The organism is Candidatus Pelagibacter sp. PS_02, assembly GCF_059418065.1.
Window position 1 is genome coordinate 767,589 of sequence record NZ_CM182079.1, and the last position, 12,570, is coordinate 780,158.

15 protein-coding genes and 1 tRNA gene are annotated in these 12,570 nt (G+C 30.0%); 6 read left to right on the plus strand and 10 right to left on the minus strand.

Annotated features, from left to right (window positions below; all coding sequences use genetic code 11):
• The first annotated feature begins 40 nt into the window (after positions 1-40).
• A complete protein-coding gene (locus AC5SL4_RS04085; protein WP_494587122.1) occupies positions 41-1,117 on the plus strand; it encodes an AbrB family transcriptional regulator in 1,077 nt (358 codons plus the stop codon).
• Here AC5SL4_RS04085 and AC5SL4_RS04090 read toward each other — a convergent pair.
• Positions 1,109-2,041 (minus strand): glycosyltransferase family 9 protein, encoded by a 933-nt coding sequence (locus AC5SL4_RS04090; protein ID WP_494587123.1) that lies wholly within the window; start codon positions 2,039-2,041, stop codon positions 1,109-1,111. The two genes, AC5SL4_RS04085 and AC5SL4_RS04090, sit on opposite strands and share 9 nt — an antisense overlap.
• 32 nt (positions 2,042-2,073) lie before the next feature.
• Here AC5SL4_RS04090 and AC5SL4_RS04095 point away from each other — a divergent pair, with 32 nt between their 5' ends.
• Positions 2,074-2,463 (plus strand): DUF6165 family protein, encoded by a 390-nt coding sequence (locus AC5SL4_RS04095; protein WP_494587124.1) that lies wholly within the window; start codon positions 2,074-2,076, stop codon positions 2,461-2,463.
• Here the strand turns inward: AC5SL4_RS04095 and AC5SL4_RS04100 are convergent.
• The 5 genes from AC5SL4_RS04100 to AC5SL4_RS04120 form a co-directional block, all read right to left on the minus strand.
• Positions 2,457-3,131, minus strand: coding sequence for an ABC transporter permease (locus tag AC5SL4_RS04100; protein ID WP_006996682.1), 675 nt, complete (start codon positions 3,129-3,131; stop codon positions 2,457-2,459). The genes AC5SL4_RS04095 and AC5SL4_RS04100 overlap by 7 nt on opposite strands.
• Entirely contained in the window at positions 3,131-3,823 is a 693-nt protein-coding gene (locus AC5SL4_RS04105) for an ABC transporter permease (protein ID WP_006996681.1), read from the minus strand. The genes AC5SL4_RS04100 and AC5SL4_RS04105 overlap by 1 nt, the downstream gene beginning before the upstream one ends.
• 45 nt (positions 3,824-3,868) lie before the next feature.
• Complete coding sequence (locus tag AC5SL4_RS04110) at positions 3,869-4,879, minus strand: transporter substrate-binding domain-containing protein (RefSeq protein WP_494587125.1); 1,011 nt, start codon at positions 4,877-4,879, stop codon at positions 3,869-3,871.
• Positions 4,782-5,822, minus strand: a complete 1,041-nt coding sequence (gene speD / locus AC5SL4_RS04115) for an adenosylmethionine decarboxylase (RefSeq protein ID WP_494587127.1) — start codon at positions 5,820-5,822, stop codon at positions 4,782-4,784. The genes AC5SL4_RS04110 and speD overlap by 98 nt, the downstream gene beginning before the upstream one ends.
• 112 nt (positions 5,823-5,934) lie before the next feature.
• Positions 5,935-6,459 (minus strand): 5'-methylthioadenosine/S-adenosylhomocysteine nucleosidase, encoded by a 525-nt coding sequence (locus AC5SL4_RS04120; protein ID WP_494587128.1) that lies wholly within the window; start codon positions 6,457-6,459, stop codon positions 5,935-5,937.
• A 37-nt stretch (positions 6,460-6,496) separates the two neighbouring features.
• Between AC5SL4_RS04120 and AC5SL4_RS04125 the strand changes: the two genes are divergently transcribed.
• The 3 genes from AC5SL4_RS04125 to AC5SL4_RS04135 all read left to right on the plus strand — a co-directional run bounded on the left by AC5SL4_RS04125 (position 6,497) and on the right by AC5SL4_RS04135 (position 8,857).
• Positions 6,497-7,024: an adenine phosphoribosyltransferase gene (locus AC5SL4_RS04125; RefSeq protein WP_494587129.1), complete on the plus strand. Its 528-nt coding sequence runs from the start codon at positions 6,497-6,499 to the stop codon at positions 7,022-7,024.
• Between the two features lie 426 nt (positions 7,025-7,450).
• A complete protein-coding gene (locus AC5SL4_RS04130) occupies positions 7,451-8,071 on the plus strand; it encodes a pilin (RefSeq protein WP_494587130.1) in 621 nt (206 codons plus the stop codon).
• A 21-nt stretch (positions 8,072-8,092) separates the two neighbouring features.
• The gene (locus AC5SL4_RS04135) at positions 8,093-8,857 is read left to right on the plus strand and encodes a type IV pilin protein (protein ID WP_494587131.1); all 765 of its coding nucleotides are present in this window, start codon (positions 8,093-8,095) and stop codon (positions 8,855-8,857) included.
• A 141-nt stretch (positions 8,858-8,998) separates the two neighbouring features.
• Here the strand turns inward: AC5SL4_RS04135 and AC5SL4_RS04140 are convergent.
• Positions 8,999-9,075 (minus strand) — tRNA-Met (locus AC5SL4_RS04140).
• A gap of 92 nt (positions 9,076-9,167) precedes the next feature.
• On the opposite strand from AC5SL4_RS04140, the gene AC5SL4_RS04145 reads away from it, so the two are divergent.
• The gene (locus AC5SL4_RS04145; protein ID WP_494587132.1) at positions 9,168-10,112 is read left to right on the plus strand and encodes a site-specific integrase; all 945 of its coding nucleotides are present in this window, start codon (positions 9,168-9,170) and stop codon (positions 10,110-10,112) included.
• A 317-nt stretch (positions 10,113-10,429) separates the two neighbouring features.
• Here the strand turns inward: AC5SL4_RS04145 and AC5SL4_RS04150 are convergent, their stop codons facing one another.
• Genes AC5SL4_RS04150 through AC5SL4_RS04160 form a run of 3 tightly spaced genes read right to left on the minus strand, consistent with a single transcriptional unit; the run spans position 10,430 to position 12,500 of the window.
• The gene (locus tag AC5SL4_RS04150; protein ID WP_494587133.1) at positions 10,430-11,161 is read right to left on the minus strand and encodes a hypothetical protein; all 732 of its coding nucleotides are present in this window, start codon (positions 11,159-11,161) and stop codon (positions 10,430-10,432) included.
• Positions 11,161-11,829 carry a hypothetical protein gene (locus AC5SL4_RS04155; protein ID WP_494587134.1) on the minus strand — a complete coding sequence of 223 codons (669 nt, stop codon included), beginning with the start codon at positions 11,827-11,829 and terminating at the stop codon, positions 11,161-11,163. The genes AC5SL4_RS04150 and AC5SL4_RS04155 overlap by 1 nt, the downstream gene beginning before the upstream one ends.
• Positions 11,826-12,500, minus strand: coding sequence for a uracil-DNA glycosylase family protein (locus AC5SL4_RS04160; RefSeq protein WP_494587135.1), 675 nt, complete (start codon positions 12,498-12,500; stop codon positions 11,826-11,828). The genes AC5SL4_RS04155 and AC5SL4_RS04160 overlap by 4 nt, the downstream gene beginning before the upstream one ends.
• Between the last annotated feature and the right edge of the window lie 70 nt (positions 12,501-12,570).

Consider the following 12,570-nt stretch of genomic DNA (forward strand, 5'->3'; position numbering starts at 1 on the left):
GCTATCTTTTTTAAAGTAAATGATAAAAGAATATTTGTTAATGAAAAATTCTTCTATTCAATTTAATTCCTTAAACATTAAAGAATTATTTTCTAAAAAATTTCTATTAGTTATTTTAATTTCTATTCCGAGCGCAATTGTAGCTGACTATTTTAATATCCCATTAGCGTGGATGCTTGGTCCTATGCTTGCAGTTTCAGTTGCAGCCTTAAGTGGATTAAAAATTAAAATGCCAAAACTAGCTTTAAGTTCAATTTTAATAGTTCTTGGTCTTCATATTGGAAATTATATAGATCAAAATTTAATCAATCAGATGACTGAATGGGTGTGGACTTCAATAATAATGTTTGTCTATATTTTAATAAGTATTTTAATTGTTTCAAAATATTTACAAAAATTTTCAGGTTATAATGTCAAAACATCTATTTTTTCAGCAGCCCCAGGTGCTTTAGGACCTTTGATGATATTGGCAGAACATGAAAAATCTGACTTATCGCAAGTTGCTACATCACATTTAATTAGGTTAATTATAATAATAACTGTCATTCCTTTTTTTGTTGTTAGCTATTCAACAAATGAAGCTCTAACAATTGAAAAATTTAATTATCTTGATCAAAACCATTTTCATCTTTTAATTCTCTTAATAGGTTCGATATTATTAATTTTCTTATTTGATAAAATTGGTGTTCCTGCTTCATTATTATCTGGGACATTAGTTGCAAGTGGAATTTTGCAAATAACTGAAGTTGCCTCCTACAAACTACCAGATGAAAGTATAAATTTTTGTTTGCTTATTTTAGGTGCTTCTGTGGGTTGTCGTTTTGCAGATAAATCACTAAAAGAAGTTGCGGGTAATTCATTTCATAGTTTAGTTGCAACTGTAATACTTGTAGCTCTTGGATTATTAGCTGCAATTGTTGCAACATATTTTGTTGATACCAATTTCTTAACTCTACTTTTATCTTTTTCTCCTGGGGGAATTTATGAAGTAGCAGTTATAGCAATTGCTTTTGATTTAGACCCTAACTTTGTAGCATTTCATCATATTATTAGATTACTGATGATACTCTTCACTGTTCCTGTAATATTGAAAATTATTGGTAATAAATTAAATTAATATTTTTTCTAAAACTTTAGCTGCACTTAATTTTTCTAAATCATCAACTTGTATTGCTTTAAAGTTTTCTCTATCAATACTAACCTTGTAAGCAGTTGTGTGTTTTCCAAATAAAGTCACACCTTTCACTCCAAGGTGGGCTGAAATATGAGCTGGACCAGTATCATTTGCAATAACAAATGAGCTTTCTTTAATCAAACTTGCAAGTTGAGAAATATCTAAAGCTTTACCTTTATCTAAAACTGAAATAGCATTAATGTTCTTTGCATCGTCAATTTCAGATGGTCCAGGTGCAACAATAATTTTAATTTGGTCTTTATATTTATTTTTAATTAACTCAATTAGCTCATTGTAATGAGGCCACTTTTTATGAGTTAGATGAGCTGAACAAAAAGGAAATAAAACAATATATTTATCTAAATTAAATTCTTGTTTAAGATTATCAATGTTAGTGACAGCCCAACTAAAATTTGGTTTCATGGTGTACTCTGTTTTAATTCCAGAGGTTTTAAGTTGATGATCAAATCTATTTAAAACTGGGTCTTTATCAAATTCATCTTTTGAAATATTACTTGGCAAAGTTGTTTCTGAGCTAGACCAAGTATTAAAATTTGCTTTTGGAAATAAAATATTTTTATAAAATTTTGTTCTAGATGAGTTTTGTAAATCATAAACTTTTCTAAAATTCTTCTTTTTCAAGTTTCTCATTAACATATATAGATAAATTAAATTAAATCTTGATTTACGTTTGTCTAAAATAACATTGTGTACGAATGGGTTTTTCCTAAATAATTCAAAATAAGGTTTTGTTGTTAAGATATGTATTTGATCTTCAGGGTGGTTTTCAGAAATATCTTGAATTGCCCCACAAGCTTGGGCTATATCTCCTAAAGAACCATGTTTGATAACTAAAATATTAGACATATTTCTAACAACTTAACATAGTATAAATTTTTATGAATAAAATTCTAGTTGAAGTATCAGTTGGTGAACTTTTAGATAAAATTTCTATTTTAGAGATTAAACAAGAAAAAATTAAAGATCCTGAAAAATTAAAATTTATTAATGATGAACACAGTATTTTAAAAAATCAATTAGATACCAATGTTAAATCTGACGAAAAACTTAATACACTTTTTAAGTCACTGAAAAATATTAATGCAAAATTATGGGTGATAGAAGATGACAAACGATTGTGTGAAAAAAATTCTGATTTTACTGAAAAATTTATAAAATTATCAAGGGATGTTCATTTTTTAAATGATGATCGTGCTAAAATAAAATTAGAGATGAATAATCACACTGGCTCTAAGATTAAAGAGATTAAAGAATACACTTCTTATTGAAAACTATATTTCTTTTCTAAATATTTTATCAAGTTGTGAAAAATAAAAGTCATAAATAAATAAATTCCACCTGCTAAAAGAAACACTTCTAAAGGTTTATAAGTCGTTGATACAATATGTTTTGCAACTCCTGTAATATCCATTAAGGTTACCGTGCTTGCAAGAGATGTGCCCTTCATCATTAATATAATCTCATTACCATAAGCTGGTAAAGATTGTCTGATCGCTACAGGAATTTGAATTTTATATAAAATAATTTTACTTGATATCCCTAAACTTTTACCCGCTTCAATTATTCCAGGTTTTATAGTTTGAAAAGCTGATCTTAAAATTTCTGAAGTATAAGCCCCTGTATTTAAGGCAAATGCAATAATTGCACACCAATAGGGTTCTTTTAAAATGACCCAAAGAAAAGTTGACCTTAACCACTCGATTTGTCCAAGACCATAATAAATTATAAATATCTGAACTAATAATGGAGTTCCTCTAAATAAATAAGAATATCCATAAGCAAATTTATTAATAAATGGGTTTTTGTTTAATCTTAAAACTGCAAATAAAAATCCAATAAATAAACCAATGATTAATGATGCTGATAACAATTTTAAAGTTATAACTGCAGCACTAAGTAGTTTTGGCAAACTTGTTATCATTAAATCAAAATCCATTAAAAGCCCCTGCTATATTTGACTTCAAGTCTGTTAATTAGTTTCATGCTTAAAAACGTAAGCATCAAATATAAAACTGCCGCAAAACAGTAAAAGAATAAGGGATCTCTAGTAGAACCTGCTGCAATATAAGATTGTCTCATAATCTCAACTAAACCTGTAACTGATATTAAAGATGTATCTTTTAAAGTGATTTGCCAAACATTACTTAAGTTTGGAATAGCAAGTCTTAACATTTGAGGTAGAATTATTTTATAAAATTGTACAAATTTACTAACCCCTAAAACTTTGGCAGCTTCAAATTGACCTTTATCTATTGATTGTATCGCTCCTCTAAATACTTCTGTTGAATAAGCGCCAGATATAATACCGATTGCAACTGAGCCCGTAATAAATGCATTAATCTCAATATATTCAAAGTATCCAAAAATTGAAGCAACGTACATTATGGCTCCACTTCCCCCAAAAAAGAAAAGGTAAATTACTAATAATTCTGGAACGCCCCTGATTACTGTAGTGTACGTATTACCAATAAAATTTAGAAATTTATTATTTGATAATTTAAGTGGCGTAAAGATTAATGAAAATAAAAAACCAATTAACATTGCAGTAACTGCCACTGCAATTGTCATTAGAGTTGCATAAAACAACTCGTCTCCCCAGCCTGTTTTTCCGAATGATAAAAGATCCATATCGAAAGGGCGACTAAATAAATAGTCGCCTTTTCAAAATATTATTTACATAGAAGCGTCAAAGCCAAAATGCTTGATCGCTAATTTGCTGATGATTCCTTGTTTTCTAGCAGTGTTAATTGCTTTGTTGAAATCTTTAAGAAGTTTTGCATCTCTTGTACCGATTGCATCATCTCCACCTTGTCTAATTCCAACACCAACACCATTACCAAAAGCACCACCTGAAAAAGTAGGTCCAACTAATACTACTGGTTTTCCTGATTTATCCGCATAATCAGTGAATGCAACAGCTGCAGCTAATGCAACATCACATCTACCAGAAGTTAAGTCTAAATTTACTTCATCTTGAGTTTTATAAGTTCTAACATTTACTTTGCCTACATCACCAGACTCTAAAAAGTTTTGGTGAATAGTTCCAGTTTGTGTACAAACAGTTTTTCCAGCAAGTGCAGCAGTTATAGTTTTAAGAGTTTTCTTAACAGCACTTCCACCTAAAGTTAAATTAATTCCTTCTGGTGTATCCATGCCTTCTAAACTTGAACCTTTCATTACTGCAAGGGCTGCAACTTCATCTGCATAACCTTGTGAAAAAGTAATTGTTTTTTGTCTTTCTGCAGTAATTGACATTCCTGCCATGATCGCATCAAACTTTCTCATTAACAAAGCTGGAATCATTCCATCCCAATCTTGTTCAACGATAGTACACTCGTGACCCATGATTTTGCATAGCTCTTCTGCTAACTCAACCTCAAAACCAATAAGAGCACCTGAAGCATCCTTAGAGTTCCATGGTGGGTAAGCACCTTCTGTTCCAATCTTTATTTTATCAGCGTAAACATTTCCGATTAATAATAAAGAAGCAAGAACACTTAATATTGTTTTTTTAAATATATTCATTTTTTCCTCCATATGATTATGAGGATTTATTTCACAAATTTGAGAATTTAAAAAGAAATTTTTAGTGATTAATTGATGATGAAAAGTTCCAAGAACAGTCAAAACTTGGGATGTAAACCCTATCCAAAGTTGTATTTCCAAAATTCTTATTGAAAACATCTAGCCATTTCTCCACTTGCTCTGGTTTTTTATCTTGGCTGCCTACTTGAGCAGTAATTACTCCATTTGGCTTTAATATTCTAATTAGCGAATCCATATTATTAGCTGCAAGATCTATGCAAAACTGATCGTCATTAAGATCTACAAAAATTTTATCATATTTATCATCTTCAACAGACTTTATACTTTCAAAAGCATCTCCCCAAATACATTTAACTGAATTTTTCTCAGTTGATTTATTGCCAATGCTTCCAAGGTGTTTATTACAAACCTCAACTACTTCTGGATCAAGTTCATACCAGTCTATAAAATCAAAACCTTTAGACGTACACTCTCTTGCAACTCCTCCATCACCTCCACCAATGATTGCAGCAGTTCCCATATCTTTATTCAATTTTAAAGCAGCGTTTACAAATGTTGAGCTATACAAAACTTCATCATTTGTTGCGACTTGAATTTCGTTATCAATAAATAATGATTTACCAAATTGTTCTAAATCTAATATTTCAATATGTTGACCTACTTTAGATTTAAAATCTTCTAAAACTTCATTTACAACATATGATTTTTGTAATCCAGGTGAACTGTAAATGTCATGATATAAAGACTTAGTATCTCTATCAAAAGCTTTTGTGACAATTCTCTTATGTTTAAATTCTTTTTTAACAATATCGAGGGCGATAGAAGGACTTACCTTCCCGCATGTGAAAAAATCAAAACTAATAATTCCTTTTTCTGGAAACGTATGAAAACTGATATGACTTTCCGCTAATAAGGCAAGGATAGTAAAACCTTGCGGTTCAAATTTATACTTTGAAATTTCAAGAATTGTAACTTCTGCAGCTTTTGCAATTTTACGAATTACGTTCTCGTAGATTGAAGGGTCATATTCTTGAGTAGTGCCAATGATATCTAAAGTTATATGCTCACCTACTTTAGTCATAAAAATTATTCCCTCTTATAATTTTTTATTAATATTAAGTTGCTCGGTTTTATATAGGTGTATTGATAATTTTCAACAATTAATCAATTTTTTGATATTTTACTTAATTAAATTAAAACTGAGCATTAATTAAACTAGCAAATGCACTAGCCCCTTTTGCTAGATTTTTGTTCCAATCATTATCAGCATTTTCATCTGCATTATCAGATATGTATTTAAAACATTTAAATTCAATTTTCTCTAACTTGCAAACTTTTGCAATAGCGTAGGCCTCCATATCAACTACATCAACTTCTATATCTATTTTTTTATTAACAAAACTATCTCCTGTTCCACAAGAATAACCTTCTTTTGATGTAATAATTTCTTTAATTTTATCAAAAGGTGTCTCACCTAATTCAAAATCTAACCCTCTAACATCCATATCTCTTTGATAAAATTTGGTGCATTCAACGATTCCTTTTAACTTAGTATTAATTGCACCTGCAGTACCATAATTGATAATTAGTTTTGGTTTGTAAATATTGATTAACTTTAATGTGTTATAAGTTGCATTAATTTTTCCAACTCCAACATGGTTAAAATAGTCTAATCCAATCGTTTCTTCTTTAATTGCTGCTAGGAATAATTTGTCCATAGATTTTTTTTACTAAAGATATAAATATATTAATATCATGATTTTAAAAGATTATATTAGATCTATTCCAGATTATCCAAAAAAAGGAATTTTATTTAGAGATATTACAACTTTAATTAAAGACGCAGATGCATTTGAAGAATGTATTAATCAAATAATTGAAAGATCAAAAAATTATAAAATAGATAAAATTGCTGCAATTGAGTCAAGAGGATTTGTATTTGCTTCTGCTGTTTCTTATCTTCTTAAAAAACCTTTTATTATGTTTAGAAAGAAAAACAAACTTCCGGCTGAAACTCATTCAGTTGATTTTGAATTGGAGTATGGAACTGCAACTATTGAAGTTCATAAAGATTCAATTGACAAAGATGATTCAGTTTTAATTATAGATGATTTAATAGCAACAGGTGGAACAGCTGAAGCAGCAGCTAAACTTGTGGAAATGTCTAATGCCAAAATTGCTGCATTTGTTTTTGCAATTAATCTTTTTGACCTAGGTGGATCTGATAATTTAGTTAAAAAAGGTTATAAGGTTGAAAACTTAATGGATTTTCCAGGGCATTAATTGGTAGCGGGAAGTGGAATCGAACCACTGACCTCAGGCTTATGAGTCCTGCGCCATGACCCTTGGAGCCAACGCATCCTGCAAGAACATCTTCAAAACTCCTTTGTCTCTGCTCTTTTCTTTCTAGACTCAGATTTACATAAACTTAGACTCTAGTCAACTTCTATTGGAGCATTGGAGCATGAGTGGAGCACAGATTTTATATCAATAGAGGTACCAAGTGGATTTCGAAAATTGAAAGTTGTTATGACCCCACCACCCTTTTTTATAAATGGGACTCCTTATATCTATACGTAAATAAGAATGTAAAAATATTATTGCTATTCTTGTAAGAGAAAGTGGTTTTTAAATATCATTAGTTTATTAAACCTAAAATGGACGTCTTTTGATATAAAAAGATACATCAAATCAATTATAATTTTAAAAATGAAAGTAATAAATAATAAAAAAGGTTTTACCTTAATTGAATTATTGGTGGTAGTTGCCATCATTGGTATTTTATCATCTGTCGGGGTTGTTGCTTATAATGGGTATACAGCTGGGGCTAAAGAATCAGCTTGCAAAGGTAATTTTAGAACCATAGTTAAAGCTGTTTATGAAAATATAATGTGGTGTGAGCTTAACCCAACAATTAATTTTTTGTGGAATAATGAACAATCTTGGGAATTTGATTGTGATACTATGTTCTATAACGGCATGTCAGTTGCGTCTCAGTGGGGGTACACGACAACTGAACAATTAGTCAGTCTTACTGTAAGAGATATTTCTAGTCAAGATAGTCATAGAAAACCAGACTCAAATATAGGTTCAAGAACAACACTTAAAACGATGACTAATCCCTACACTGGTTCTGGTGCTGTTTCTGGTGGTACTGCAAGGAGGGAAATTTATGATGGAGATAGATATGATATGAGAGGTAGTGTATCTCTTCTAAAAAGAGATAGTAGTGGAAATGAATTAAGCAATAATTGGCAGTCAGAGGGACAACTGTATCTAATAACTAAATGTCGTGATAAAGTGATAGAATACGAATTTGATATCTATTGAAAATTTATATGTTTTTTTAAAATGAAAGTAATAAATAATAAAAAAGGTTTTACCTTAATTGAATTATTAGTGGTAGTTGCCATCATTGGTATTCTTGCAAGTGTAGGTATTGTTAGTTTTCAAGGTTACACTAAAATGGCAAAGAACAGGGTGCTTGTTGCAAATTGGAAAACAATTTCAAAAGTAATTGAGTTAGAATTAGCTGCTGCAAACAATGGTCTTGATAGTTTTATTGCAGAATATGATGAAGATGGAAATATGGTTAGTGAAAAAATGGATGGAAATACAACTTGTAATAATTTTGCATTTTCAGTCCAACAACATTTTAGTCATTTTAAAAACCCATACAATCTAGAATGGGAGTCTGTAACAGTTGATACATTAGCGCAATCACAACATAGGAAAGGACAAATTCAATTAGTGTGCTATTCACATTTTGCAAGTTTCGGTGACGGTGGAGGATGTCCTATTTCATCTGATGCATGTAGATTGTTGTTGATTGCTTATAAAGAAGATAGAGGACGATGGAATACACCTGATGGAAAGTGTGATAATACAATTGTTTCAACCACTGGTGATGGCTGGCAACGTAATATGAGAGAATTTGTAAATGATTGTTATAATCAAATACTTGTAGGTGGAGACCAAAGAGAAAGTCAAGCTCAAGCACAATCTGATTGTGGTTGGGATTCAAGTATCCATGGCTCTTGGGCAGTAAATCAAAATAGTATCAGAGATGAAGCAGGTGGAAAATGTTCAGGTTCAAGTGGAACACCTTGTTCTTAAATTTTTAATTAATCTGTTATCTAACACGTGCTTCTCACTTGTTATTTCTTCTTCTAGATAACGCAATGACCAATTCTCATTGGAGCATGAGTGGAGCAATTAATATTTGAAAATGTTCAACCTTAAATAAGGCTTGTTAATTGGTAGCGGGAAGTGGAATCGAACCACTGACCTCAGGCTTATGAGTCCTGCGCTCTAACCGACTGAGCTACCCCGCCACTTAATTCTTGATGATTTATAATAGGTTTTTAATTTATTAACACTATGTAACTTTTTTTTGTCACAAACCTGTCACACACAGGAGTAAAGAATGTCAACAATAAGAAAACGAAACAATAAATATCAAGTACAAGTACGTACACAAGGACAACAAATAAGCAAAACATTCACCCAACTTAAAGATGCTAAAAAATGGAGTATGTTTTACGAAAGTAAGATTAATCTTGGTGTTGATTTAGAAGTTTTGGATAAAAATCTAACTCTTAAATATTTAATTAACAGATACCTATTAGAGATAACACCCACTAAGAAGGGCTTCATACAAGAAAGAGTAAGGTTGTTAAGGCTGTTAAAAGAACCCATCACTAATACCAAAGTTTATCTACTTAAAACTAAAGACTTTGTTAAATTTAAAGGTGTAAGAATAAAGGATGGCAATAGAACCTGTGCCTATGATTTAGTGTTGTTACATCATATATACAACACAGCTATCAAGCAGTGGTGTTATCCAATAACACATAATCCATTATCTAATATCCAAAAACCAAAGTGTAACCCACCAAGAGAAAGAAGATTAAGTGATAATGAGCTTAAATATATTCTTAATCATAAGTTTAAGAATAATAATATGGAACATGTAATAGAGCTTGCACTTGAAACAGGTATGAGAAGAGGTGAAATACTATCTATTACTAAGGATGATGTTAAGGATAACCACATCTATTTAGCTGACACTAAGAATGGTTCGCCTAGAAAAATACCATTAACTAATAAAGTAAAACAAATAATAGATAAGTCAGTGCTTCCCTACTCTATCAGCTCTAATGCTGTAAGACTTAGTTGGTATAGGATGATTAAGAGAGCTGGTATTGTTGATTTACATTTCCATGACTTAAGACATGAAGCAATATCAAGGTTCTTTGAAAAAGGATTATCTATTCCTGAAGTTAGTTTAATCTCAGGTCATAAAGATGTCAGGCAGTTAATGAGATACACTCACCTTAAGATTAACAATCTAATTAATAAACTTAATTAATAAGGGGTACGTATGCACCATGGGGGGGTATGGGGGGTATGTATATATTACTTACACAATATGACTAAGTTTAGAGTGTAAACTAGATTGAGAGCGGGGTGTTGAAGGGATTATTATTAGCTTGTTATATTGCTGGACTGCCCCAGAGAAGGTATATTTATAATCTATGTATATGTTTCACCCCCTGGAGAGTTACATATATATTATACACCCCATATTAACAGATGGGAACACTTATAAAAAATAAATATTATGTGTTGCAAAAGAATCACAAAACAATTTGAATGTAAACCAGACTCTGTAAACTAGTTTTAAGATTATATTTTAATTTCTATTCCCATTAAATCGCTTAGTTCTTTAATAAACTTTTTAAAGTTTTGTGGGAAAAAATAGTAGCCAGTACAATACTTTGCTTTATCATGATTAATTATTTTTAAAGACCAGTGAACTTGACATGTTGGAGCTGCATACTTTGGTTGTCTATGAGGATATTTGCTATGCCAATTCCAAACACCCAGTTCATCTATTTTTTTCCAAAAGTTTTGTTTTTTAAATTCATCTATCTTAACTTCAGTGATTTCTCCATGCTCATTAATAAAACCCTTATTATTATCTAAAGATATAAAAATTGGCCCTGTATCATATGACGCTTGCAATTCAATAACCTCATTCTCTATATTCAAATCTTCAATAGTCTCTATTTTTGAACCAAATAAATTATTTAAAGCTTTAATTAATTTATTAAAATTATGAGGATATTCTTCATGACCATTCACAACCTTTGCTTTTCCATCTTTATTTCTAAGACGTAGTTCCCAAACAAGACCATCACAAATTGAACCAATGGGTGAATAATCTTTTTCCCAACCCCATACATCTAGCTCATCCATCTTTTTCCAAAAGTTTTTAATCTTTCTTTCAGTTAATTGAATTTCTTGCATATAACCCATTCCACTAACGATTCCTTTGTTGCCTGCTTTTAGCTCTAGGGTGTTTCCATTCGACGGAAAGGCATTACCATCATAAAAAATTACTTCTTTTTTTTTCATTATATTTTTATCTCCGAAAATTCATCCTTAATAGAATTTAATAATTTTTCTGACATCTCATCATTATTAGATTTTAAATTTTCAATTAATGAATTTAGACTATCTATAAATTTAGAATTATTTATGATGTTATTATAATCATCAATTTGGTCTTTAAATTTTTCATAAGTAATTTCTTTTAATTTTGTAGAAAATATTTGAGTTAATTCACCTTTAGACTCGTGGCCTGAAAATGGGTCAAATAATTTTGGAATATAAACAATATTCCATGGTGCCATAAACATGAGTGCATTTTTCGTATGTCCAAAAATATGAGATACTTGATAATTGCTAATTAAATTCGAATTTTTTAATTTTCTTTTTGAAAATCCTGTTAAGTTTTCTAAAATTTTTGTTGGATGTGTATTGTTTGAAGGGTCTTTTTTTATATTTGAATTGCCAAAGAGACTTTTGTGAACTTCAAGCATATATTTTGTACCCGTAGCATCTCTACCCATGCCTCTAATATATGCTTCTTGATTGGAATAAACTTTATTTTTTAAAATCTCCCATTCATTATGAACTTTATCCTTTGAAATAAAGATTATATCTTTCAACCCGTATTCAATAAAATCATCATCTGAAATCTTAAACGTTTTTAAAAAGTTAATGTAAGAATCTCTGGTCATTTACGCTTTAAAATAAGTTTCATTTTTTTTTTGTTCTTTTTAAATTGAATATTCTTTCTTGCATTTGCCCCTGATGGATGAGGAAATCCTTCAAGAAAACATCTTAATTTAAGTTTGTATTTACTGTTTAAATATTCAATTGTAGATGAAACAGTATTGCCCAAAGGAACTATAATAGATTTCTTTAAAGTTTTTAATTCTTTTAAAAAATTTTTCTCAATAAAATCCAAGAGTATTTGCTTCTTTAAAATATTTGCACCTGAATAGTTTTTTCCTTTATCAAATACAGGGTATTTAACTAATGAGGTAGTGTGAAGATACTTATTGTCTTTATGAAATAAACTTTCACAAGATTTAATTTTGAGAGTTTTATTAATCTTTAATTCATCTAGATATTTAACTAAGGTGGTTCTCATACTGCCTTTAAAACTAGATAAATCTTTTACTTCTTTTAATGATTTACCTTCTTTAATTACTTCAAAGCTTTGCAACATTTGTTGAAGACCAGGAGTTATACCCACAATCATTATTTTTGCCTTAGGATTGATATATTCAAATGGTGCATAATATATTTTTATATTATCTTTCTTTGCAATTAAGAACGTACTTCCAGTAACTGTTGATTTACTTATCTTTTTTAATGATTTAATTTTTTTAAGATATTTTGACATTGTTTAAGATTAATAACTTCAACATAAAAATATGCAATTTATTGAGTGCTCATTTTGTATTTTATTAGTC

Bases quoted from the DNA above. Each gene is read 5' to 3' on its own strand.
- AC5SL4_RS04090 (WP_494587123.1), bottom strand. From the start codon at position 2,041: ATGTCTAATATTTTAGTTATCAAACATGGTTCTTTAGGAGATATAGCC.
- speD (WP_494587127.1), bottom strand. From the start codon at position 5,822: ATGACTAAAGTAGGTGAGCATATAACTTTAGATATCATTGGCACTACT.
- AC5SL4_RS04095 (WP_494587124.1), top strand. From the start codon at position 2,074: ATGAATAAAATTCTAGTTGAAGTATCAGTTGGTGAACTTTTAGATAAA.
- AC5SL4_RS04085 (WP_494587122.1), top strand. From the start codon at position 41: ATGAAAAATTCTTCTATTCAATTTAATTCCTTAAACATTAAAGAATTA.
- AC5SL4_RS04100 (WP_006996682.1), bottom strand. From the start codon at position 3,131: ATGGATTTTGATTTAATGATAACAAGTTTGCCAAAACTACTTAGTGCT.
- AC5SL4_RS04160 (WP_494587135.1), bottom strand. From the start codon at position 12,500: ATGTCAAAATATCTTAAAAAAATTAAATCATTAAAAAAGATAAGTAAA.
- AC5SL4_RS04155 (WP_494587134.1), bottom strand. From the start codon at position 11,829: ATGACCAGAGATTCTTACATTAACTTTTTAAAAACGTTTAAGATTTCA.
- AC5SL4_RS04145 (WP_494587132.1), top strand. From the start codon at position 9,168: ATGTCAACAATAAGAAAACGAAACAATAAATATCAAGTACAAGTACGT.
- AC5SL4_RS04105 (WP_006996681.1), bottom strand. From the start codon at position 3,823: ATGGATCTTTTATCATTCGGAAAAACAGGCTGGGGAGACGAGTTGTTT.
- AC5SL4_RS04135 (WP_494587131.1), top strand. From the start codon at position 8,093: ATGAAAGTAATAAATAATAAAAAAGGTTTTACCTTAATTGAATTATTA.
- AC5SL4_RS04130 (WP_494587130.1), top strand. From the start codon at position 7,451: ATGAAAGTAATAAATAATAAAAAAGGTTTTACCTTAATTGAATTATTG.
- AC5SL4_RS04125 (WP_494587129.1), top strand. From the start codon at position 6,497: ATGATTTTAAAAGATTATATTAGATCTATTCCAGATTATCCAAAAAAA.
- AC5SL4_RS04110 (WP_494587125.1), bottom strand. From the start codon at position 4,879: ATGTTTTCAATAAGAATTTTGGAAATACAACTTTGGATAGGGTTTACA.
- AC5SL4_RS04150 (WP_494587133.1), bottom strand. From the start codon at position 11,161: ATGAAAAAAAAAGAAGTAATTTTTTATGATGGTAATGCCTTTCCGTCG.
- AC5SL4_RS04120 (WP_494587128.1), bottom strand. From the start codon at position 6,459: ATGGACAAATTATTCCTAGCAGCAATTAAAGAAGAAACGATTGGATTA.